Here is a 23,115-nt window from a genome sequence, read left to right as displayed (position 1 = left end):
ATCCTCGATTAAGCTTGCCATGTCCTCATCGGACAGGTTGAGCTCGTTCTTCAAACGTGAGCGCGACGAACAGCCCACGGCTTTCAGCGTTGACGGCATCGCAACAGCACCCTTTGTCAGAGCTTCTGCTTTGCCCGCTTCGGCATGAAGTAGGTTCGGATATTGACAAGTGCTTCGGCGACGTCCGCAGCATCCTGGCGGGTTGCTTTGTGTTTTGCGTCGCCGAGCTTGCGGATGGGCGCGATGATGTCGCCAGTGACGGCATGACCTCGAAGGACGGGCTGCCAAAGCCTCGGCGCGTATTGTGTTCCCAGCAGAAAGCAGAGGTCCCAATCGAATGGATCAAAGGTCTGGTCATCGATCCTGGTGAACCTGGGCCGGTGGTCTTTCGGCGTTTCGGCAAGGCTTGCGGAGATGCGGTTATACTCCGCAACGATCGTCTGCACGGCCCGATGTTCTGTTGTTTCCATCGGCAGGTTCAGGGCATCCGGGCCAGTCAGCTCCGGGATCCATTGACGCGGGTCGATGAACCTTGGGCCGATGATGAGGGCCGTAAGATAGCCATCGAGACCGCTCATTGACCAAATCGGCGATGCTGGACGACGTCCCCTGATAAACGCCTCGAACGCCTCATCATCAAGCTTCGGTCGTGCGGTCGTCATGCCCTGGCTGTTGTGCGTCATGCCGCCCGTCGCTCCTGCTCTGTCATCGCCTCGCGCTCAGCCTTCCAGTTCCACGGCAGGAGACTTTCCATCTCGCTGGCTTTCACTTTGCCCGCGACGATGCGTTCCAGCACATCGGCAAGCCAGACCTCGGGGTCCACACCATTCAGTTTACAGGTGTTGACGAGCGATGCCAGGACCGCGAAGGTCTTGCCACCCCGCTCGCTGCCCACAAACAACGAGTTCTTTCTCGTCAGGGCCACGGATTTCATCGAACGCTCGACCACGTTGGAGTCCACTTCGATCCGGCCATCCTCCAGGAAAGCTGCCAGTCCGCTCCAGTGGTTGAGCGTGTAGGTGACGGCCTTGCCAAGCGCCGATTTCGACGACACCTCGTCGCTCAATTCGGTGATCTGGGCCTTCAGTTCTCTCATGACAGGAGCTGCCTCGCGGCGCCTCACTACGAGCCGGGTATCGGCACTTTCGCCGCGCAGTCTCGCTTCGATGCGATAGATCTCGGCAATCCTGGCAAGGATCGACAGAGCCTCCGAGGAGCCGGTGAGCTTGACGACATCGACGAACTTGCGCCGGGCATGGGCAAGGCAGAAGGCCAGCCGCATGGGAGCGACATTGCTCTTCCCCCGGCGCTTGGCCATGGTTTTATAGGCTTGGTACCCATCAACTTGAAGCACGCCGGTAAACGACGACAATTGCCCCTCGACTTCGCGAGCGCCGCGGCTTTCGGCAAAGATATAGGCAACGGCCGGCGGCGCCGGACCATTCCACGGCCGGTCGTCGATTGCCTGGGCCCATAACTGGCACACCTTGGTTCGCTTGCGCCCCGGATCGAGCCGCGGAAGCGGCGTCTCGTCACAGAACACCCTCGGCTGGGAGCGGATGAAGGCGGTGAGCGCATCGTAGAGAAGTTCAAGCCACCAGGCGACCCGCGTGACCCAGGCGCCGAGGGTGCCGCGATCGATGATCACGCCGCAGGAGGCAAGCATCTGCGCTTGGCGATGGAGCGGCAGATGCCAGGCGAACTTCGAAACGGCGACATGAGCGGCAAAGGCGGTGGTCACCATGCCGCCATCCATCACGCGCGCCGGCGCGGGCGCTTGCACAATGACGCTCTCGCAGGCCCGGCATGCATAGCGCGGACGGATCGTCCGTTTGACCCGGACAACCGCGGGCACGATGTCGAGCGCCTCGCTGACATCCGTGCCGATGCAATGAAGCTCGAATGAGCAGCAGGGGCAGACTTTGCTCTCCGGTTCGATGATCTCGTCATAACGCGGAAGGTGTTTGGGCAAACGGCCGATATTGCGAGCTGGCGATCGCCGTGCCTGCGTCTTGTCCTCGGCGACGGGCGCGACATCGTCATTGGCAGCAACGGGAATGTCGCCGAGATCGCCAAGGTCGAGCATTGCCTGCGTCGGATCGATGATCGTCATCTTCTCCGATTTCGTCCCGAAGAGCTGGCGCTCAAGGAAGGCCACGCGCGCTTTGAGATCGGCATTCTCTTCATCGAGCGAGAGAATGATCCGGGTCAATTGCGCAGCATCCTGGGGCAAGGGATCGGGTCGAAGCGGCATGGCAGACCCTACCATATGAGCCTGAATCTTCAAGCAAAACCAATAGGATCAGCCTGCTTTCGTCGGCCTTTTTACCGGGTTTCGCTTGACCCGCGTCCAGTCAATTCCGGCCAGCAATAGCGAGAACTCTTGGCTACTCATCTGCATCGCGCCATCGCGGACCGGTGGCCAAACGAACTTCCCGCCTTCCAACCATTTCGTCGCCAGGATCATGCCTGATCCGTCCCAATAAATGCAGCGAAGTCGATCGCAACGCTTGGCGCGGAACACGAACACGTCGCCGCAGTAAGGATCGGCCGCAAGCGCTGACGCCACCAAGGCCACCAAGCCATTCATGCCGCGCCGGAAGTCGACAGGCTGCGTCGCCACCATGATCTTCACGCCATTTGGCGAAACTCCGATCACCGGCGCCCTCGCAACGCCGCTACTACCGCCTGCGCCAACTCGGGCGCCACTGCGCCGATAACGCTCAGCCGCGCCCCGGCAATCTCGATCTCAATCCGACCGGCGGCGACGTGGGCGACATCCGACGGCGATTCCTGGCGTGACGTTCGATCGCCAACCACCGTCACCGGCACGAACATCGCCTGCTGCGCGCAGGCCTTCGCGGTTCGTTGAGAGGTCAGCCCAGCGTCCCGACGCCAGACGTTCAGCAAGCCGCGATTGACGCCCCAGCGCCGGGCAACGGCCGAGATGTTCACGTCAGGTTCCGCGCTTTCCGCCAGGATCTGCGCCTTCTCCTCGTCAGTCCAATTCCGCCGCTGCCGCCGACCGGTGATCACCTCGATCCGACGATACTTTCCCTCATGCCTGGCTTCATGCATGCCTTCATCCATGACTTCAAGCATGGCATCAGCGCGATCTCCAACCATTCCATTCCGCTCCTATCGATGAAGGAGCTTATCTCGCGGGCTCTACCAACAAAGAAAAGGTGGGCTGTTCGTCGCGCTCACCTTCAAACGCTCCATTCGACGTTTGGCCTCAACCAGACGGGCATGCTTCTCTTCCAAACCACGCTGGATCGTATTCAGCTGGCTCATGTTTGGCATTGTGAAGCGAAGTCGCGGGCTATTGGCCACGGCCGCGTTTATCTCGACCGCCAACTGCGAGAAGGTTTTGGTGGCCATACCGAAAACACGCAACCATCCCTTTGTACGGGTAAAGGCAACAAACAGCTTATTGCGACCGGTTCTCGCCTTCAACGATGCCGCGTCGGCACCAACGACGATCACAACCGCGGCCTCATTTCCCTTGGCACGGTAGACCGTGCTTAATGTTACTCTGCCGTCGATCCGGAACGGCGGTTCGCTGTATTTATCAATGATGATGTTGTTGCAAGGTATTCCGAAGGCTAGAAGTCGGTCGGCAATCTTCGTGAAGTAGCTCCTGGCCGTGCGATCATCCAAGCTCACCACCAGGATTTGATGTGGATGAATGCCCTTCTCAATGAACGAGCGCACTTCTGCCACGGCGGCTTCAACTTCTTCGTCAAAGGAATTGGCTGCCTGCCCTCGAATAAGCGGGACGTCAGCAGGCGTTTCCAGGACACTGGGACTGTTCACGAGCGGACGCTCTACAACGTTTTCGCTTCCAGAAGTGAACGTTCCTGACACTACGTCATAGCCCACGTCCTCCCAATGCTTGGCATTTTCAAGCATCTGGACAATTTCACCGTAGATGCCGAAACCTACCGCATGCGCGAGGATCAACACGTCACGTTGATTTCGATAAAAGCGCTGAAGAACGAAGTCATTGGTCTCCGTTCCCCCTGGCAGGCTGCGCGTCAGGGAGATGCGCGGTTGCCCGTCCGTATCTTTCCCGAACAACTGTTCGGGCTCGCGAACCTTCACGTCGAAGACGTTTTGCAGCTCATCATATGCCCATATAATCTGCTTCCGGTCACGCTCGCCTTTTGCCAGATAGAAGCACATTTGATAAAAGCCGTCAGGAAAGTCCTGACCTTCATCTACCAAAATAACATCGTAGTAAGGCGCGACGACGCCTCTATCGACCAAGTCACGGCACACAGTTCCAAACGGATCACTGACATTGCTAACCTCATTGTACGACTTCGGCGACACACCTTCGCGGATACATGTATCGCGATAGACGCCAGGCAGATTTTGCCGTCCCCAGCCATGCCGAACATGGACATTATCCCAATTCGGATCGACCTCGGCAAAATGCCGATGAAACCGGGTGATCAGCCGTTCAATGATGTCTCGGAGGCTCCGAGTGTAGTATGTAATTAGAATCTTGGCGTTTGGATTTTCAATGTGCGCAAGCGCTGCCTTCATCGCAAGGATGACAGTTTTACCCGTGCCGGCCAAACCCCGAATGCGCTGGGGTCCTTGAATAGCGGTCAATGCAACCGATCTCTGTGTTGCATCGAAATTGTAAATCACCGCTTCGAGGTCGCGATATGCTCTGGCGATGGGATGCACTTCCTCGTCTTCCTCGGCATCCACTATCTGCCCAAGCGCCTTTGCGCCTTCAATAATAGCTTGAACCTCGGCAATCTGGGTGCCATCGAGTACACCGCTCTCTTCCTTGAGCAGGCGAAAGAGTTCGCCTTCGCTGCCGGCGAACTCAACTTCTTCATTGTCATATTGTTTCGGATCAATGTTCGGAGCGTAGATGATCGGAACGACATCAAAAATCAGCCTGCGCTTCTTCTTCAGCTGTAGGCTTTTGCCCATGAGGGATTCGGTCGTGGCTGCCGCTTGGAGAATGCTGATTGCATCCCGTTTGACGTCCGCCTTATCGGAGGATAACGAAATTTTGACTAGCTTGATACCATGCGCTTCTCCCACCACGGTCAGATCGGAGCTATGAGTGCGGCCGTCGTAATCTTTGACCTGTGGCCATCCCGCGTAGAGAACGATCTTCTCGGCTTGGCCAAATACTTCTCCCGCACGGACTGCACGAACCAAGTTGTTCGCGACGGCATCGTTCTCGCGCCGCCCGATGGTGGGGATGAAGGTTACCGGCATCGAAAATTTCCCTTTAGTTTGGCGGGCCGACCGTAGTTCCAGCCGGTTTTTAGATCAAGTCGTCAGTGCACACCTGCGAGGGTTGTCCCTCTGTAAAGGCAGCCGCGCGTGCCAATGTAGGCACCGAAAAGGAAGGTCTACCTCAAGGGGACCTTTTGGCTGGCTTCGGCAAGTATTTCGCCGACCCTCTCTGCCGCAACTCCGAGGCCCTTCGCCCTACGAAGGGCCTTATCCGGACGCCGTTCCGTTAGGCAAGCAGCCAGCGGACAGCGGCACCGAACTGGGCTGATCTGCGAAATCTCGCCTTTGGACAAGTCCATCTCCCTCCCATCAGCATTTTTGCGAGATGTTCGGCATATCTCGCGTCTCGGCGCATTTACCATTTCTTCATTTTTGGCGGACTTCAGGTTGCAAAATCGTACCCTCTAAAATAAACCTATTCCGCGAAGAGGGACCTGTTTTGTTTTCCAGAATTTTGGCGATCGCATTCCTGCTGTTTCTGACAGTGGAGGGCGTTTCTGCGGCTTCAAATGTGCGCGTAATTGACGGTGATACGATCGACCTGGACGGCGTTCGTTACCGTCTTCATGGCATAGACGCACCCGAAGCGGGGCAGGTTTGCAGGTCGGCGGACGGTGGCGAATGGTCTTGCGGCCAGGCGGCGGTCCGTAAGATGGAAAGTCTTGTCCTCGGCCACAATGTCACGTGCACGCATCACGAGAAAGACATGTACGGCCGATGGGTTGCGAGCTGTCTCGCCGACGGCGTCGATATCAATGGTGAAATGATTGCCTCCGGTTTGGCGTGGGCCTTTCGGAAGTATTCCGTCGACTATGTCAAAGAGGAAGAGATTGCCCATGCTGGCCACGTCGGCGTCTGGCAGGCTGACACGCAGACGCCGTGGGATTTCCGATCCCACAAATGGGATAATGCACTCTCGGTCGCGCCTGCGGGCAGTTGCCCCATAAAGGGGAACATCAACAGCAAACAAGAGAAAATCTACCACGCGCCGTGGTCGAAGGACTACGCGAAGACAAAGATCGACACCCGCAAGGGCGAGCGATGGTTCTGCACCGAAGGCGAGGCCATCGCAGCCGGATGGCGGCCGCCCCAGTGGGGCAAATGATGACATCACCTATAAGCATGCATGCAGGTTTTGACGATGGCCAAGTTTGAGTCACTCACCAGATTGTACGACAGCCTCCGGGAGTCTAGTCACGACTTCCGCATTACGACGGACCCGTTTCCACCGCTGGACCCGGAAAAGCTTGGCAAATCGATGGAGATCGAGCGGAAGGCCGCCGAGAACGGCAAGGCCAACATCCCGGCGCGCAATGCCCGTGAGCTTGATGAGGTCGAGCGCGCAATCGTGGACCGCGTCGAAAGCCAGCGCGACGCCGCTTTCCAGATTCTCGAAGACCAGCTCAACACGTATGCCACCAGGCTGCGGAACCTCGATTTTGACGGCCACTTCAGCCAGATCGAGATGACTAACCACTCGAGTGTCGAGGATTTTCAAGCTGACGTCACCAAAGGCCGAGACGAACTGTTCATTCGCCGGAAGGACCTCAAGGCTACCGACGAGGAGCTTGAGGACTTCAGGAAGCGGAACGGGTTGGAAAAGCGGATTGCTCGGGTCCGGGGATCGCTTGAGACCTGGCTCAAGGTTCTATTCGTTGCCCTGCTTCTGATCGTCGAGACGGCGGTGAACGGCATCTATCTCGCCAAGGGTAACGACAGTGGTCTTGTTGGCGGTATCGGATATGCTTTTGGCTTCGCGTTCGTAAACGTCATCGGCACGTTCCTATTGGCGCTTTTCGGGATTCGCCAGCTCAACCGGCGTTCGTTCACACTGAAGATCATAGGCTTTATCAGCTTGCTTCTGTGGATCGCTCTTGCGATCGCACTGAACCTTGCGATGGCGCATTACCGTGAAATCTCCGCGACCGCCGTTGACAACATCGGCCCGCTCGTTCGACAGCGGTTGGTGTCTGACCCGCTTGGCCTCGCGGATATCGATTCTTTCGTGCTGTTCGCGGGTGGCTTGTTGTTCTCGATCGCCGCGCTCCTCGACGGCTTGTTCATGACCGATCCATATCCGGGCTATGCTGGGACTTATCAGCGTTACGTCAACGCCCGCGATGATTACGCGGCCGAAAGGGAGCATCGCGTCGAGGGGCTCAAGGACATCCGCGACGACCACAACGAAAAGATCGACGGGATCATCCAGGGGCTGTCGAAGCGACGCAAGGAATGCGCGGCCATCATCGACGCGCGGACACGCATGACGAAGCTGTTCGGCGAACACCAGACACAGCTGGAGAGCGTAGGGCGGAAGCTTCTGGCGATCTATCGTGAGGAGAACCGGGCAGCACGCACGGAAGAGGAACCCAAGCATTTCAAGGCGCAGTACAAGATGGAGCGCCGCAAGGTCATCATCGACACGTCCGATGATTGGAGCGACAAAGACCTTAGTGAACGCATCCAGACCGCCCAAGCCGACTTGTCCGCCCAGATGAAGCGCATCAGCAAAGCATTTGAAGACGCAGTCACCGCTTATCACGAACTCGACCACATCTATCCGGAGACGATCAATGGCAGCCCGGCGTAAGCGCAGAAGCCGCCGGGGAGGCAGCTCCGTCGGCCCCATCATCGGCATCATCGCCCTCGCCATCGCCATTGCCGGCGCGGTCGGCGGCTACTCGATGCTCTGGTACAAGGCGAAGGCCGCACCGACGCTCGATGCAGACCTTTGCCCGGAAAGCGGTGCCACGTCGGCGACGGCAGTATTGCTCGATGTCACCGACCCGATCTCCGAGATAACCAAGCTCGACCTCAAACGAGAGTTTCAGCGTATCGTGTCCGACGTCGAGCAGCATGGCCTGATCGAGGTCTACCTCCTCACCGACGTCGAGGGCAAACCCGAGCGCACGTTTCATGGATGTAATCCAGGTGACGGCGAGAGCGCAGACCCGTGGACATCAAATCCTAAGAAAATTCAGCAGCGTTGGGACAAGGCTTTCAACCAACCTCTTAAAAGGATCGAGGACCAGATGGGCGATGGCACCTCATCGAAGCAGTCGCCCATCATGGCTGGCATCCAGCGTATCGTGATCGAAAGCTTCACCGATGCGAAGCTCGATGGAAAGCCAAAGCGGCTGATTATCGCCTCCGACATGATTGAGTTCACGCCAGCTTTTTCGATGTACAAATCCGGCGCGGACATCAAGGCATTTGAACGCAGCGTTGCCCGAAACAAATTCAGAACCCCGTTGGATGGTGTGGATGTCAAGCTGCTGTTCTTCCAGAGGGAAAGCTCCGCTGCCTTGAGGAATCTGCCGGAATTCTGGGCGACGTGGATCGGCTCCAACCACGGCAACTTCTCGGGGATCGAGCGTTTGACAGGAACAATGTAATGAGTACCTCATCGATGAGAAGCCTGGTCCGCAACCAAGGACCGATCGTACTCTTCGTCCTCTTGACCATGATCGGTTCCGCCGTCATCTGGTTGGGTAAAGTCTGGGGTTTCGACATTGCGCTCATCACCGCAATCCCGGTCGCGATGATGTTCCTGTACATGACAGTGAACATGCTTGCTGGCCTGCGTGTCCACAGCGAGCAGGCCGGCGACAACCTCTATTACATGGGCTTCATCTACACGCTGACGAGCCTGGGCGTCTCGCTGTATAAGTTCACGGGCGAAGCCTCAATCGAGGACGTCGTTCGCAACTTCGGTATCGCGATCATCTCCACGGTGACTGGGATCGCGCTTCGTATCTTCTTCAATCAGATGCGCCGCGATCCTGCCGATATCGAAAAGGCGGTCAGGCACGAGCTCGCCGAGATGACCAGGCGGGTGAGGGCCGAGCTCGACAACTCGGCAATGGAATTCTCGTCCTACCGCCGGACCAGCAACCAGATGCTATCCGAAGGTTTCGAGGAAATCGCTCGCCAGGCTGAAAGGAACGGCGAAGCGGTGCGGGCAGCTATCGAGGCAATGTCCGCGAAGGCGGTGGAATCCATTCAGACAACCTCAAAGCAACTGCTGACCACCTTAGCGGAGAGCCACAAGAATGTGGCCCATCTTTCGGAAACGAACGCCAGGAACGTTATTCGGCTGTCCGGCCAAATGGAGGACTTGGCGACCATGATGACCAACAAGTCGAAGCAGCTTTCTGAGGCAGTCGACAATGTCATCCAGAAGTACGCCGCGGCCCGTTCTCCGGATGAAGTCTTGAGGATTGACGTGTCGCCCGCCGTGGAGTCCTTGAAGTCCGTAGCGGATGCCCACGCTAAGGCTATCAGCGACAATGCGGCAGACACTCGTGAGACAGCCAAGAAGATTCTGGCGGGCATTGCCCCGTTCAATGAGACCGCATCAAATTTGACAAAGCTTGCCGCCGAAGTGACCACCGCCACCGCTGCGCAGACGAAGTCGGCCGAGAACGTCGCCAAGTTGACATCCGTTGTAGAGGAAGTCGTTTCGGCATCCAAGGCCGCCAACGATGCCCATGCGGCAAGCACCGCAAAGCTTTCGGAATTCGTAGAGGCATCGACGGGACGTCATAGCGAGGCGAGGGCAGCCGAAGAACAGAGCCGCCTCCGTGGCGAGCGGATCGAACGCACCTTGTCTCAATTGTCGGTTCATGTCCCTTCCGGAGAGTTGCCTTCGGCTGCCAACGACACCGTCGTGGACAATGCTGGCATCGCTCAGGTTTCCGAGGCCGAGGATGACAAGCCTCGCAAGTCGTGGTGGCAGCGATGACGCCGGAGAACGCCGGCCAGATTGAGACCAAGGGCTACAATCGCGGGCTCATCCTCGGTTTTACGATGGCGGAATCCCTGCTTCTAGTCGTTTTCTGCCTACTGTTGGTGACCGCGGCGATCATCGTGAAGGAACGCCAGCGGGCCGAGGACGCGATCAAGCAACTGTCAGTTGTCACCGAAACAAGCAATCAGCAGGATCAGCAGATTGAGGAACTCAAGGCCGAAGTCGCGGCCCTCGCCAGCAAATTGCCGGAGGTGGAGCAAGCTGCGTACGACGAAGACTGGCGCGAACTCGTCCTGCAGAAGGACACTTATCAACGCATCAAGGAGGTCCTCGGTCAGAAGGATGCCGCCGATATCCTCAAGCGTGTTGAGGCTCTCATAGCCGCAGAGCAGCGGGCGGCGGATTTACAAAAGGACAACGACCTACTCAACGAACAGCAGCGCGATCTGGCGTCCCGGTTGACAGTCGCCCTCAAGGAGTTGGAATCCCAAGAGGCGGAGCTTGCGAAGCTCACCGCGTCTGGAAAACCGCACGAGTGGCCGCCGATCATTAGCCTGGCCGAAGCCAATGGCTATTTCTTCCGCTCCGGCAGCGCCGAGCTGTCCACCTCATTCACAGACCAGCTGAATGGATCGATTTCCGACCAGATTGCGAAAAACCTCGAGAGCTACGGTGCCGACATCGTCGAAGTGATTGGCCACACAGATGAGCAGCCGCTCTCGCGGCTGAATTCCAACCTCGACAAGAATTCCATCGATGTTCTGTCGTCCAGGAAAGCGATTACGACCCTCGAGCCGGCGGACAATGCCGGGCTTGGGCTCGCCCGTGCGATCTCGGTCGCCAATATCCTTAGGGCGAACAAGTCGCTGTCCGGGATCACCGTCCTGCCTCTGTCGGCCGCGCAGCTTATCCTGCCTGGCGACACGCTCACCGCTGGCCAAGCAGGCAACGTCGAAACCCGCAGGCGCATCGAAATCAGAATCCGACGGCGCGAGGCGGCGGTGCAATAACGCTGTGATCGGACCGGGAGATGCGGCGTAAGCGTCGTTCGCGAAAGCAAACCAAACTAACTCCGGCGGTCGTTTTCCTAATCCTCGGCATTGGGCTGATCGCCTCATTCTTTCACAAATCTGAAGCCCCTTCCATCGAGCCGCAACGTCTTCCCGCGGCGAACCAAGGCGTCATTGACAATAGGCAGACTATTGCGGAGGAGACCGCTGAGACGAGCGCCCCCACGCCTTCGGTCACGGCTGTCGCGCCGCCGGGGCTGCCGCACGCGGCTGCGGCCGTTACACGCTTCGTAACGGGCCGGAGGGTCGCCTTGCGCAGCGGACCCGGAAAGGCGTACGGCATACTTGACAGATATGACAGCGGCAGAGAGCTGGTGGTGACGGAAACCGCTGGCGACTGGTCGAAGGTCCGCGATGGGCTGACGAGGCGGGAAGGGTGGATTTCGACCGCGTTGCTTTCCGACGAGCGGCCGAGTACACCGCAGCCTGACCAGCGTGAACAAAGGGCGTCAAATGATGCAGATACGCGGGCGGGTGCCGACCCCGTCATACCAGCGGTGCCTCAGATTTCCGATTCCATGGTGATCCAAAGGATCATTGCCGAATCAATCTCCATGTATCCTGGGTCTTGCGCCTGCCCGTACAACACCGACCGTGGTGGGCGACGGTGCGGCAAGCGGAGCGCCTATAGTCGCGGAGGCGGGTATGCACCGGTCTGTTTCGCGGGCGATGTTTCTCCAGGCATGATCCAATCGTTTCGACAGCAGTTGAACAGGTAATCGCTGCGCAATCTGAGCTGCGCAAACTAGGGAACTGAAGATTTTGAACGAGGTGAGCCACAGAACGCAAAAAGCCGGCACTGAGTTTACACGCCGATCATACCATCTACAGCGCCAAGCTATCGAGCTTCGAAAAGACATCATAGGTTGTCGAGCATGTTGGACTGGGATTTCACTGGACTATCGGCCGATGAGGCCAGGGGTTTTCGGCAGGCCATTGAAGTCGGTGACGATTTGCACTGGCGCTTTAGGGAGCGATCCACCGATTTCATCGTTCGGAATTGCGCAAAGCTGGCGGAGGTGGATCGGCTCGAATCCTATTGGCTGTCTACCTATCTCCACACTTCCCATTTCGAGCATATCGGTTTTGATAACCTAAAGGCAGTCTTCGACGCTTGTGACCGAACTAAGCTGCAGGAGCGTTCGGTACCAGTCAGCAATGGGATTTCCACCGAAAGGATTTCGCTATTTCGCGGATGCGCTGGCCCAGTGCATACCCGGGGTATGTCGTGGACAACCTCGCTCGACAAAGCAATCTACTACGCCACATGGCATAAGGAATGGCATTTGGAGGATGGACAGCCAGGCGAAGTCGCAGTTTACGCCTCGACGGTTTGTCTTAGCGACGTCTATTGCAGGCTCGATCACAATGAAGATGAGTTCCTGGTCGTCTCCGAAAATATGTGGCGTATTGAGGTTCCGGCAGCGGAGTTCAGGCTTGATCGACGACGACATTGAGCACTGGAGGCCTCCGTTTATTTCTAACGCCGGTGTAGGCTCGCGTTTTCAATCCAGGAAACAGTCATGGTTGGTTTGAAGATCATCAGGATATTAGACTCGAGCGACGACACTGAATGGCCTGATGGGGTCATTCTGGAAGACAACGATCGTTTCGTTTCTGTCGATCTTGGGGAGGGGATCGCGTTTCAAGACGCCGAGGGCCGCCTATCAATCCAGAAAGACTACAAGGTCGACGGGTTTGTCTGGCAGGTTCACAAGACTGACGCTGACCCGTTTCCTTCTCGCCCGCATGCACATTGCGTTGGCGGGCCGTCACGATACATCGGCACCAAACTTCACCTCGGGAGCAGGGAACTGTTCTCCGGAGCCAAGCCTCTTGGCTGGTTTCTACCGCGAAAGCCATTCGATCGTCTTATCAAGCTCATTCAGCCCAAGTTTCCGACTATCAAGCTGCCTCTATCGGTATAATCGGCTCGTACCCTTGAGGGGCTTTCGACCGAGAGATCAAGCAGGCGCTGGACCGACTTTGCCTTGATAAAGCGAATAATCCCGCCACCGGCGCGATTGATTATGCCCGCGAACTTTAGAACGATTTCCTCGCCTTCCAACACGGTCGCGAACACTGCCCCGCCGGAGAGTCCGTTCGGATCGAAGTCCATCTTTGAGAGAAGTCGACACGATCCGACCGCCTGATCGAAGATATGCTTCTCGGGTTCGCATGTCATTGATCTGATCACAGTACCGACGTGGTTGTTGTCGAGGACATCGTAGGTCTGATCACCAAACGGACATCCATAAGCGTGGTAGCCAAGGACTTCGTCCTCATCGCGCAATACGTCATCGCTACGCAACGTGAAGAAGCGCCTTCCGAGTAAGGTGTTTGCCTCGGTCTGCTCGGTGAAGTCGAACACGCACAAATCGACTGCATCACTTTCGGTTTGCTGCACCGACGCATTGAAGCGCGTATATCCCGCTGAGCTGATGTAGGTGTTTTCATCGAGGAATAGCACGCCGATTTCTTCCTCGCGAACATCCCGTAACTGATGAGCTGTGCAGGCAAGGAACTTCTTGCCTCGGTAGTTCAGTCCCGTTGCCGATCCCTTCAACTGCACTGGGAAGGCTTCGATACCCGTGTATCTTACAAGGTTCTGGCAGAATACGTGAAGCCGTGATTGCAGAGAATTGGCCGGAACCAGTATGCCATGCACTCGAACACTGGTCCGAACCTTTCTTTCCAACAGAATCTTCAATTCGTCCATTTGTGAATCACTGTGGTGGCTCGTGGTCGGCACGGCCGATCATGCCATCTTGTCTAACTGGTCATCAAGCTTTCAGGAAGCCGATCTGAGTGATTACGGGGACAACGCGAACTTTTAGGGTGCGAAATACAACCGGAGTCTTGATTTACTGTCAGAAGCCGGATGTCGTGCGGTGGTTGCATTAGAACATGATTCTCGCCACCCGTATCGGAATTCGAAATGTTCGACGGACGACCATATTTCCCTGCGATGAGCACCAGGGTCCACGAAGAATTCGCCTACTCAAAATGCCCAGACGATGTGAAAGACGCGATGGTCCCGATCGTCACGCTAACGCGATACGCGAAAGGCGAGACACTTTTGGAGACTGCCACCGTCTTACTTGAAGACCTGGGCAGCCGTCCTGCGATCGTGGATTTTGATCCAGAGCCGAAACCAACCACTTCGGTTGAAGAAGCAACTGAGCGCCGACGTCGAAGGGAAATCACGAGGGCAGCCGCAGGACAGAAAGCGGGCCGGCCCCGGTCGGAAAAGGAATTGGCCAATGACGAGAAAAATCGGAAAAAGACAGAAGCGTTCAATCGGCATATAATAGAATTGACAGACCCCACTCATGGCGCTGTCAGGTGGGTCGATATGATTTCAGACTTGCCACAACTCATTCCCGTGCTCAGGGCGACGAGTTCGGAACAGATTTCGAGCCAGTTAGAAATAGTCAAACGGAAAGGCACACGCGGCGCATTTCGTATCAAGCCAGGCGACGCCGGTCAGGTGGCTGCGTTCTTCCAGGCCGTCCGTTACATCAGAGAAAGCGCGGGTTCGCTTCTTGTCATCGTCGACGTTGAAGACATCAGAGGTCGCTTCCGCGCAGCCTCCGCAGCCTCGACAGATTTCCTGTCACGCCTGTACGAGGGACTAGGCGACGATGTCGATCGGCTCGAGACCGTGCTGCTCTCGAACAGCTTCCCAAAAACCTCGTTGAAGGACATGCCACGCAGACTGGAAATCGAAGAACTGGGACTTCATCGCGAGATTTCGAAGACGTTTAGCGTCGGGTATGGCGACTACATGTCGATACCGCCGCGCACGTCGAGCATCGTCGCGGCGAACGGATGGTTTCCCCATGTCGATCTCGTCGCCTCGAATGCCTGGCATATCTGTCTTTATGAAAATAATAGCGACCAGACAAAATACGTTGCCGCCGCCAAGGACACGACGGAGAGCGATCAGTGGGCAAGCAGGGCGGACTGCTGGGGAACGTCGATCATCGAGCGCGTCGCGGAGGGAGACCTGACCATAGACGGCAAGAAGTTCACAACGCCGACTGCTTGGCTTTCAGTGAGGGCCAATCAGCATATCACGCAGATGGCTCTGAGCAGATAATCGCGTTACGCCCGAAGGCCCGGTCGCCAAAAGCGGCACCAAGACGTGCCCTGACCTTGAGCATCTTCTTTACGGAAAGGGCGATCTCGTCGCGAGAGAGGCGCTCGGCCGCGTGGTCCGCTAATTGATGGTAGCTTACGGTACGGTATCCCTTGTCGATTCCGTGCGCCTCAAGCATCGCAATCAACTCATCTCGCTCGAGGGCTTCGATCAACGCTCTCTTGTCCCTCTTTCTGTTTAAGCGACCGCGCCTGGCGATTACCAGGTCCAGTTTGTCCGAAGCGACCGATGAGGGGGTCATGATAGACCACCAGCCTGGCACCATCGTGCGGGCCTTCTCCAGGTGTTTGTGGCCGACCACGAGCGTCATACGATCAGCCACGAGACCGAACATCTCAGCCTGTCTCGAAAGTCTTTCCAGGGTGTCCTTGTCGCTCTTGATCTCGTAACCTTCAATGCGGCCATTGATAACCGCGACGTCCATTCGGCAGCTTCCCCGGGAAACTTTCAATTCATCGACGATCACAGCATCCTCACCTGCATGCGCGAGGGCGAGCCGGGTTCGCACGGCCTGCCGCATCATGGCGTCGTCAGTGGTGACTAGGAGGCGCTGCTTCATGTTCTTTCCCGTTTTCACGGCATCGTCTGCAAGTTGACCGCGTATTTCAAACTTCGGCTCCTCGATCCGTGGTCTTAGAAAACGGTTCGGGAATATGGAAATCACGAAGTGTATCGAAGATGACAGAGTTCGATTAACGGAACGGTACCTGCCAAAAGTGCCACGCCGTTGGATGCGTGTCGGTACTCTCGGTTTTGTTGCCATTAAGTGGTGGTTAACCGTGGCAGCTTAGGAACGCCGCAATCAAAAAGGAGCATCAGATGAACTTTAAGGGACATGAGTTCGCGGCTTTCGTAAAAGACATGAAAGAACGTGGTTGGGGTCGCTTCAGCTTCGTGGGTGACACCGAAGCAACGCGCATCGCAGATGAGCTTCGGAAGCGCAAAATTTTGGCATCTCCGGTCGGAGGAGACATCATGTGGTGCAACGACAAAATTTGGGACGGTGCTTATACCGCTTGGGGAGCTTTCGATGACGCGCAGAAGCGGGATGCCAACGTTTCTCCTGAGCAATTCAATATTCAACAGAAGTGAGCCGCCCTCTGAACACTGCACGAAGGCTGCTTGGCGTATCTTAGCCCTACGACAGGGCTAATCCTCGAACCGCCGCCCATCTACCGATCGAAGAATCGCAGTGATGCTGTCGAAGATGAAGCGAGCTTCATCGTGATCGATCAGTTCGGGATTGTCGTGCGCGAGGGACTTGTTATTGCGGATGTCGTTCATAGCTTCGAAGACACTAATCGAGCTCTTGATGATCCGCTCCAACATCTGCAAGAGGTTGCGTTGCGCGCCAAAGTGCTTGACGTAGCGGCCCACCCTGGAATGCAGGGGATCGTCATGTCCGCACTCTCCGCCGCCATGCTTCCGGACGAGGGAGGCAAACCGCTTCATGCAGTATGTGTGAAGCCGGTCGAGAGTTGCGTGCGGTTTCTTGGCGTCTAGGTCCCTTCGGATCGATGCCACCAGTTCGTCGGCTTCTCGGCTTCCAGGCGCTGGAGCGGTACCATGACTTGCCCGAGGGTTGGACCGACATCGCCACATTCTTAGACGCTTCAGCCAGAGGGCAGGGCATCGGAAAGGCTCTTTGCGAGAAGACGTTCGAAATTGCCAAGGCGTGTCGCGGGGGCTTGATCCTCCTTGTAACCTCGGCATCCTCGACGAAGCCCCGATCCGTAATTGAGACCGGCCTGCTTGATGTAGCTGAAGTTTCCCTTTTGGTATCCGCCTGCGGTGTTGTCGCCCCACAGGTCCTTAAGGACGTTGATGCCGGTGCCTTGAAGCCGGTCGGTCCCCAGAAGCCGAGCGCCGGGAAGGACCTCTTTCAACTGGTTGGCAAATCTGGACTTCCCGCTACCATTGGGGCCGACGAGGAAGTTTATGAAACCCCACCGTTCCCTTTGAAAGAGTTCGCCATTCCATGGCCTTAGCAAGTGGAACTCGATGGGCTGCTTGATCACGTAGTCCTCCAGAAGATTCGTTTGGCGGCGAGGTCGTCCGAGATCGACGCTGGAACTCAGCAAACCAGTACAATCAAAGACGCCGGGCCATCGGGAAACGAATGAGACTATCCATATGCCATATTCTGCTTTTCACAGCGGCACTTTTTAGAAGGACCCACGGATTTTTCACAATTTCGGCGAGCGTAGTTGCTCGTGTTTCTTGTATCTCGGTCATCCACTAACTAGCTTCAGATTCCCGTTATCGGCGGCACAACCGGAGTATTCATGGGACAGGAACGACCACCCGAACAGGGGCCAGCATTCGAGGCAATGATGGCCGAGATTGACTCCAAGCTGATAGATGAGGCAGTAGACATCCCAGCGCGACCCATGCTGGCCCTCCGCGAGATTTCGATGAAATACGGAATCAGCATTCCGATCGCCGCGCCTCGGGCACGTTTGCCGCCAGAACTGCAGGAAAATGTGGCGATCGGAGAGGCAATCGACCAATGGTATAAGGGTAATTACGGCGAAAGGCTCAAGACAAATCCCTGCCCGGGGAAGACCGTAGTCCTGCTTGATGGCGATCTGTACGTCTTGCAGGTTCCACGAATCTTCGGTCGGGTGAATTTCGTGCTCACGCGCGAATGGTTAGAAAATCCCGGTTTGGGGCGGGGCCCCGTCACCTGCAATATTACCCAACTCGTCGATGAATTGACCGCCGCAAAAGCAGCGAGGCTATCGGATGCCGCGCTAGTCGCGATCGACAAAGCATTTAAAATAGCGTTGCCGGCCGCATTTACGCTGGAGAGTACCAAGCACGGTTTGATTTCGATCGCACGCGGTGATGTCGAGATGGCGGTCAGCAATTTGATGGCGCGAAGCGGACGCTTCGGGGAGTCCAAATGGGCCTCCCTTCAGGCTGCGGAGAAAGTATTAAAAGCGGCTATCGACCTTGTCGGTATCAAGTTCAAGTTTACCCATGGTCTGGCGGAGCTTTGCCAAACCCTTTTGAATTCTGGTCTTGCTTTCGACGCGTGCGCTCAGGTGGCAGCAATCCAATGCAAACCGGGAATCCGATATGGCGATGAGCCCTGCAGTCGTGATGAAGCGCTACGTGCGCATCAGGCATCGCTCGAACTGGTGAACATTTTGCGGGACGCAGGCGCGAAGTTTTCGATTGGGATCGGAGGCTTCACCCCGAAAAGAGGTTGACGCAACCGTTCCTGCCAATGCCCCTTCGAGGCTTCCGGCGCAAGTTTATATTCTTGATATAAGAAAAATAGAAACGACGGCCTGACCCATGCTCGGGCTTGCCACTATAACCGCCCAGTCGGCGGCCGTTTTACGCCGAAGATTCATTCGGAAATCGGCATCTGATTGCGAAGATGTGAACTAATCGGGCGGAGGCGCGATCCAGGTTGATGAACCTGTCGGTAGACCTCGTTACTCAGCTAAAAAAGGAGAGAAGGGACTAGCGGCGCACTGGGCAGCATTGGTATCTTGCATTTCCCGAAACAGCACGCGTCGTTAAATGGCCGACCTCAAAGTATTCGTAGACATCAATGAACCTGCAACCTCCCAGTGGGCTTAGATCAGACCTGTTGCTGTTTTCTTCTGTTCCCAGCGCGGTGTCCAGCTTTAGGGGGAATGCATTCTGGGTGGACCGCACACCGTCAAAAGAACTGGAAGACCTCAGTTCTGGACCTAATTATGGACCTCATCATTTTTCTTAGGCAGGTCCATCCCCTTCAGCCAGTAGCCCTCTCCCGGGATGTGAATGAATTCGGGGCTCTCCCAGAGCGTCCTCCCTATGAACCTAGCGGGATTGTTCGCTGTGATTTTGAAGCCTGTCCTTTCAATCGCCTCAAGCAATACACCTCGATCGAGTGGGCGCTCCTCTGCTCGAAGAATTTCTTTCGCACGAGAAATCACCTCCGCGGTTTGGCTACCTGATCGGTGACGCTTCGGCTTTATCTTCTTCAAACTCACCGTCTGACCCGACGGACTCTGCTCTATCGAGACCGAGCTCTTTGCTGACAGAAGTTGCCGCAGCAGGTCCCGAGCTGCTTCGGCCTTCTCGAGCTTCTTGCGGATGTCCTTCTGAGCCTCACGAAGCTGATCAACTTCCTGTACAACGAGCCTGTACGCTTCGGACAGCCCGGGGCTCGTTTCAAATTCGCTTTTATAGTTCGCTGGACCATCAACCATTTTCTTCATGGACCCTGTTGATTCAATCCGTCTTGATGCATAGGCTCTTTCCTGCCGACTCGCGGTAAAGAGCTAGCGACTCTCCCGCACAATCAACACTTGATGAGGAGGGCCTTGATGACTATCACGAAGTCGCACTAGCTGACAGACGTTACTACTCCTTGCACTGCCGAGTTTTGATAAACAATGCAGCCTTTGCGCTGCGAGGTTATCGCGTGGGCGGTGCAGGTGGGAGGCGTGTGAGATTTTGAAGGGCGCGGGCGGCTCGCACTAGCGATGCGGCCGCCCTTTGTGCCGACCCGAACACTCTTGATGATCGGAGACATCCGAATCATTAGCACGTTCTCTCAGGCGCATCCAGCGCATTGCATCAGTGTGTCTAAAAGTTTTGCGAATTCTGTCTGCGATCTCGGTCGGGGACGGGAACCTATCGGCGCGCCTAAGGCGCAGAGGAGTAGGATTCAATGTCAATCGCAATGACCAATGAAAAAGCTCGCCTATTCGGCTTTCTCAAACCTTTGGCCAAACGGGCCGCGGCTGCGGTTCGGAAAGTGGCAAAAGCTCTCGGCGTCAGTCGTCCGATTGCCAGGCTGCTAAAGTCAAAAGATGGCGGCCCGGTAAGACGTATCGTGAATGGCCGACAGACGAAATACACCGGCTTTTTCATATCGGTGAAGGGTGATTTCGCTCAGATGCCTTGGGAATCCCGAAAGGGGGAACAGCCCGCGCTCGTCCTCGCTGAGGCCTCCCCACGTGTTGTGTCTCTGCTCGCGCAGCCTCATCGACTGGAAATCTTCATTCGGGAGCAACGCGCTCCCTTGAAGTACTTCCCTGACCTCGAGCTGAAAGTTCATCCGTCCTTCTTGGCAGACCTCTTGAATGGGGTTCCATTTTCGTCGGCAGCGCTTGCGCCTTCCAATGACGAGCCCGACGCCGACCTGAAGACGCTTATCATCGAAATCAAGGATGACCGGGATAGCCGACAGCATGACCTGAGGTACAAGAAAAAGCTGGAATTGGCCGAGACGATCTACCGAAAGCTGGGAATATCTTTCCTCATCATCCAGCGGGTCGAAGACATTTTCCCGGGACACCTGCGCGTTGCCTCCAGCGTCGTCTCCTGGAGACACACGGCGGTGAACCAACTTGACGTCTGGTCTGCTCAGAGAGTGCTGGAAGGAGGCGAGAAGATTGCAGCGGATGTCGTGGAGGCTCTCGGCGGTGGCGCGGTCGGTTGGGGTAAGCTGAGAGCGCTTCACGTTCGTCGGATTGTGGAAATCAACCTAACTGACAATGTGACACCGCAGTCCGTAGTCCGCTTGCCGCGATATAACACAATGCAAGTTCGCGTAACGTCGTAGGTGCAAGCCATGGGATTCACTAGAGGCGATTGTTATCGCGTCACGACCGATAACCGTACAAGGGACTACACCCTTGTAAAAAAACTCGCAGGCGGGTCCCTCATCTTTCTTGATGAATCTACCGGAATGCCGGAACGGATCGAGGAGGCCCAGTTCGGGAAATGGATCAAGGAAAACGCTGCTGTCCAGCAGTTGTCGTCAAACTGGGTTGATCGCATCGATATACACGCGTTGATGGACGCGACTCTTCCGGACACACCACTCGAGACAAGGAAAAGGATCGAGAGCGCCCAGGAAAAGGTCGCGGAAGCGCTGATGTACAGGTACTACGCTCGAAAGTTTGACGAGAACGGCAAAGTTTCGAAGTCCACGGACGGCCTCGAAGAGTTCATTGAGAAAACGTACTCCACGGCTTGCCGAGCCGGCCATTTTCGGAGGCCATCAGCGTCGGGATTGGCTCGTGCTCTGAAGCGAAGTGTTCCGCACGAACGTGATCTTGCCGACCTAATCAGCAAGCAAGGAGCTCACAGCAAAAGGGTATGGAAGGACCCTTGGGTAAAGCCAAAGCTAGACGAGGCTGTCGAGCATTTTTACCAAGAAGGCAATCCAAAGCCTCCTGAGTTACAGGAGGCGGTATTCCTTTTCCTTGGGCAAGCTATCGAAGAGGACAGGGCTCGGCGCGCACGAGGCGAAGAAGGGCTCAAATATCCAAAACGTACGGCAGTCGAAAACTATATCCGCGACCAGGAAACTCGGGAGCGCCTCGCCCGTCGCGACCCTATAAAGGCGCTGCAGCGGTATGGAGCTAGAGCCAGCGGTGCGACCGCTGAATTCCCACTACAACTCGTGCAGGTCGATCAGACGCAGATAGATGAATGGATACCGATCTATGATGAAGACGGGAACGTCGAAGACCGCAAGCGGCCCTATCTTGTATCCATAGTGGATGTCTATTCTCGGATACTTCTCGCCGCAATTCTGACTTTCGAAAAGCCATCCACGCTCACCGTGCAATTGGCGATCAAGCAAATGCTGCGGCCAAAGCTTTTTCTTATCGAGCGCTTTGGGGTCAAGAAAGGGGCGACCGACGGATACGGGCAACCGAAAAAAATGCTGTTCGACAACGGCGTTGAGAATATCGGCGTTTCAATGCGGGCCCTCTTAGGCGATGCTGGCATCGATATGGATGCTGCGCCAAAAGCGACGCCGCAGGCGAAAGCCATCGTCGAGAGCGGATTCAATACATACAACAAAGGCATCTGGCACAAAGCGCCCGGGGGAATACCTTATAAGCCCCACGTGCTCGCGGCGCGTCGGCTCAAGCCTGAGGAAAAAGCAGATTGGGCCCTCAGATTTGCCGAGGGTGTGATGTGGCACTGGATCGTCAACGTCCACCACTTGAGTCGCAATCGCACGCTTGAAGCTGTTCCGGTTCGAATGTGGTCGAAGATCAATGATCCTATGGTAGGTCGGTCTGTCTCCAAACGGCTCGATCTCGTGGACATTATCTGCGGCACCCGCGCGCGACTGCGGATCGACAGGAACGGCGTGGTCTATGAGAACCACGTTTTTCATCATCCGGACGTAACGGAAGATTTTCTGATTGCAACAGTGCCAAAGGAGGGGCGCTCCGGCCGCGGCAAGGTCAAGGTTGAGGCCATCATCTACAAATGGGATTGTTCGCACATCGTGATTGTCGACCACGTAAGGAAGCGTTTCGTCAGATTGCCAAACTCGAAGCCCAGGTTTGCCGAAGGCCTGAGTTACGCAGAGGCTGACTTGATCAAAGCCAGCGATCGCCGACTGGATAAGCATTTCGTTGATGAAGAAGAGCTTATCCTCGCGAAATATGAGTATTACAAACTCATCGACAACGCGCGGGCCATGGATCGCGCCGAGAGGGCGATCCGTCAAGCAAAAAGGGCGGCCAAAAAAGCAGCTCGCCAAGACGAGCTTGTTATCTGGAACCTCGTTGAAGGCGACCACATTGAGATCGGCAGCATCGAGCCCACCGTTCAGGGTACCGCTTCTTACGATGTCCCGCAGGAAATGCCTGCGATGGTTCGGAAGGCCCCACAAATTCTTCACAAAGATCAGCCTCGCGGCGCGCAGAAGGCTCGGGAGACGCGTGAAATAAACAAACAGGTGAAGAAACTGCGCAACCTAGCCGCGCCGCCGGCCGTCCCACCACCCTCGATACCAGACCTTCAAAGCTCCAGTCAGTGGATGTTGCCCATCATTGAGAGCCCAGACAGCTTTCTGGATGCGCTCGCTGACGATCTCGATTGAGAAA

The 23,115-nt window shown here is 56.2% G+C and carries 23 protein-coding genes; 12 read left to right on the top strand and 11 right to left on the bottom strand.

The window, feature by feature from the left end:
* Positions 1-116: 116 nt before the first annotated feature.
* Genes AM571_RS12115 through AM571_RS12095 form a run of 5 tightly spaced genes read right to left on the bottom strand, consistent with a single transcriptional unit; the run spans position 117 to position 5,247 of the window.
* Positions 117-683, bottom strand: a complete 567-nt coding sequence (locus AM571_RS12115) for a UPF0149 family protein (RefSeq protein ID WP_064697834.1) — start codon at positions 681-683, stop codon at positions 117-119.
* Entirely contained in the window at positions 680-2,254 is a 1,575-nt protein-coding gene (tnpC, locus tag AM571_RS12110) for an IS66 family transposase (protein ID WP_074061610.1), read from the bottom strand. The genes AM571_RS12115 and tnpC overlap by 4 nt, the downstream gene beginning before the upstream one ends.
* Before the next feature lie 48 nt (positions 2,255-2,302).
* On the bottom strand, positions 2,303-2,659 hold the full coding sequence (gene tnpB / locus AM571_RS12105; protein WP_064697832.1) for an IS66 family insertion sequence element accessory protein TnpB: 357 nt from the start codon (positions 2,657-2,659) through the stop codon (positions 2,303-2,305).
* A complete protein-coding gene (tnpA, locus tag AM571_RS12100) occupies positions 2,656-3,126 on the bottom strand; it encodes an IS66-like element accessory protein TnpA (protein WP_074061609.1) in 471 nt (156 codons plus the stop codon). The genes tnpB and tnpA overlap by 4 nt, the downstream gene beginning before the upstream one ends.
* Before the next feature lie 42 nt (positions 3,127-3,168).
* Positions 3,169-5,247 carry a DEAD/DEAH box helicase gene (locus tag AM571_RS12095; RefSeq protein WP_074061608.1) on the bottom strand — a complete coding sequence of 693 codons (2,079 nt, stop codon included), beginning with the start codon at positions 5,245-5,247 and terminating at the stop codon, positions 3,169-3,171.
* Positions 5,248-5,593: 346 nt separating this feature from the next.
* Between AM571_RS12095 and AM571_RS12090 the strand changes: the two genes are divergently transcribed.
* The 8 genes from AM571_RS12090 to AM571_RS12050 all read left to right on the top strand — a co-directional run bounded on the left by AM571_RS12090 (position 5,594) and on the right by AM571_RS12050 (position 13,016).
* Complete coding sequence (locus AM571_RS12090) at positions 5,594-6,373, top strand: thermonuclease family protein (protein ID WP_081377072.1); 780 nt, start codon at positions 5,594-5,596, stop codon at positions 6,371-6,373.
* 36 nt (positions 6,374-6,409) lie between these two features.
* Entirely contained in the window at positions 6,410-7,858 is a 1,449-nt protein-coding gene (locus AM571_RS12085; RefSeq protein WP_074063209.1) for a hypothetical protein, read from the top strand.
* Complete coding sequence (locus tag AM571_RS12080; protein ID WP_074061607.1) at positions 7,842-8,663, top strand: hypothetical protein; 822 nt, start codon at positions 7,842-7,844, stop codon at positions 8,661-8,663. The genes AM571_RS12085 and AM571_RS12080 overlap by 17 nt, the downstream gene beginning before the upstream one ends.
* Positions 8,663-10,012: a hypothetical protein gene (locus tag AM571_RS12075; RefSeq protein ID WP_074061606.1), complete on the top strand. Its 1,350-nt coding sequence runs from the start codon at positions 8,663-8,665 to the stop codon at positions 10,010-10,012. Before AM571_RS12080 ends, AM571_RS12075 begins: the two co-directional genes overlap by 1 nt.
* Complete coding sequence (locus tag AM571_RS12070) at positions 10,009-11,028, top strand: OmpA family protein (RefSeq protein WP_074061605.1); 1,020 nt, start codon at positions 10,009-10,011, stop codon at positions 11,026-11,028. Before AM571_RS12075 ends, AM571_RS12070 begins: the two co-directional genes overlap by 4 nt.
* Before the next feature lie 20 nt (positions 11,029-11,048).
* Positions 11,049-11,807, top strand: a complete 759-nt coding sequence (locus tag AM571_RS38345) for an SH3 domain-containing protein (RefSeq protein WP_081377070.1) — start codon at positions 11,049-11,051, stop codon at positions 11,805-11,807.
* Between the two features lie 156 nt (positions 11,808-11,963).
* Complete coding sequence (locus AM571_RS12055) at positions 11,964-12,545, top strand: hypothetical protein (RefSeq protein WP_081377069.1); 582 nt, start codon at positions 11,964-11,966, stop codon at positions 12,543-12,545.
* Positions 12,546-12,611: 66 nt separating this feature from the next.
* Complete coding sequence (locus tag AM571_RS12050; protein ID WP_081377068.1) at positions 12,612-13,016, top strand: hypothetical protein; 405 nt, start codon at positions 12,612-12,614, stop codon at positions 13,014-13,016.
* Here AM571_RS12050 and AM571_RS12045 read toward each other — a convergent pair.
* Positions 12,974-13,807 carry a hypothetical protein gene (locus AM571_RS12045; RefSeq protein ID WP_155774440.1) on the bottom strand — a complete coding sequence of 278 codons (834 nt, stop codon included), beginning with the start codon at positions 13,805-13,807 and terminating at the stop codon, positions 12,974-12,976. The genes AM571_RS12050 and AM571_RS12045 overlap by 43 nt on opposite strands.
* Positions 13,808-14,026: 219 nt before the next feature.
* Between AM571_RS12045 and AM571_RS12040 the strand changes: the two genes are divergently transcribed.
* Entirely contained in the window at positions 14,027-15,190 is a 1,164-nt protein-coding gene (locus tag AM571_RS12040) for a beta family protein (RefSeq protein ID WP_074061602.1), read from the top strand.
* Here the strand turns inward: AM571_RS12040 and AM571_RS12035 are convergent.
* Entirely contained in the window at positions 15,165-15,914 is a 750-nt protein-coding gene (locus tag AM571_RS12035) for a sce7726 family protein (RefSeq protein ID WP_196776276.1), read from the bottom strand. The genes AM571_RS12040 and AM571_RS12035 overlap by 26 nt on opposite strands.
* A gap of 155 nt (positions 15,915-16,069) precedes the next feature.
* Here AM571_RS12035 and AM571_RS12030 point away from each other — a divergent pair, with 155 nt between their 5' ends.
* Positions 16,070-16,342 (top strand): hypothetical protein, encoded by a 273-nt coding sequence (locus tag AM571_RS12030; protein WP_074061600.1) that lies wholly within the window; start codon positions 16,070-16,072, stop codon positions 16,340-16,342.
* 57 nt (positions 16,343-16,399) lie between these two features.
* On the opposite strand, the gene AM571_RS12025 is transcribed toward AM571_RS12030, so the two are convergent.
* A complete protein-coding gene (locus tag AM571_RS12025; protein WP_237358480.1) occupies positions 16,400-16,774 on the bottom strand; it encodes an abortive infection family protein in 375 nt (124 codons plus the stop codon).
* An 89-nt stretch (positions 16,775-16,863) separates the two neighbouring features.
* Positions 16,864-17,268 (bottom strand): hypothetical protein, encoded by a 405-nt coding sequence (locus tag AM571_RS36215; protein WP_074061599.1) that lies wholly within the window; start codon positions 17,266-17,268, stop codon positions 16,864-16,866.
* 267 nt (positions 17,269-17,535) lie between these two features.
* Here AM571_RS36215 and AM571_RS12015 point away from each other — a divergent pair, with 267 nt between their 5' ends.
* Positions 17,536-18,465, top strand: coding sequence for a HEPN domain-containing protein (locus tag AM571_RS12015; RefSeq protein WP_074061598.1), 930 nt, complete (start codon positions 17,536-17,538; stop codon positions 18,463-18,465).
* Between the two features lie 492 nt (positions 18,466-18,957).
* Here the strand turns inward: AM571_RS12015 and AM571_RS12010 are convergent, their stop codons facing one another.
* Together AM571_RS12010 and AM571_RS36210 are read right to left on the bottom strand one after the other, a co-directional pair.
* Complete coding sequence (locus tag AM571_RS12010; protein WP_155774438.1) at positions 18,958-19,470, bottom strand: hypothetical protein; 513 nt, start codon at positions 19,468-19,470, stop codon at positions 18,958-18,960.
* 590 nt (positions 19,471-20,060) lie between these two features.
* Positions 20,061-20,555, bottom strand: a complete 495-nt coding sequence (locus AM571_RS36210; RefSeq protein WP_155774437.1) for a hypothetical protein — start codon at positions 20,553-20,555, stop codon at positions 20,061-20,063.
* Between the two features lie 276 nt (positions 20,556-20,831).
* On the opposite strand from AM571_RS36210, the gene AM571_RS12000 reads away from it, so the two are divergent.
* Positions 20,832-23,111, top strand: a complete 2,280-nt coding sequence (locus tag AM571_RS12000; RefSeq protein WP_074061595.1) for an integrase catalytic domain-containing protein — start codon at positions 20,832-20,834, stop codon at positions 23,109-23,111.
* Positions 23,112-23,115: the final 4 nt, after the last annotated feature.

The organism is Rhizobium etli 8C-3, from assembly GCF_001908375.1.
GTDB lineage: Bacteria > Pseudomonadota > Alphaproteobacteria > Rhizobiales > Rhizobiaceae > Rhizobium > Rhizobium etli_B.
Note: the sequence above shows the minus strand (reverse complement) of the source record. Positions and strands in the feature narration are given on the sequence as shown.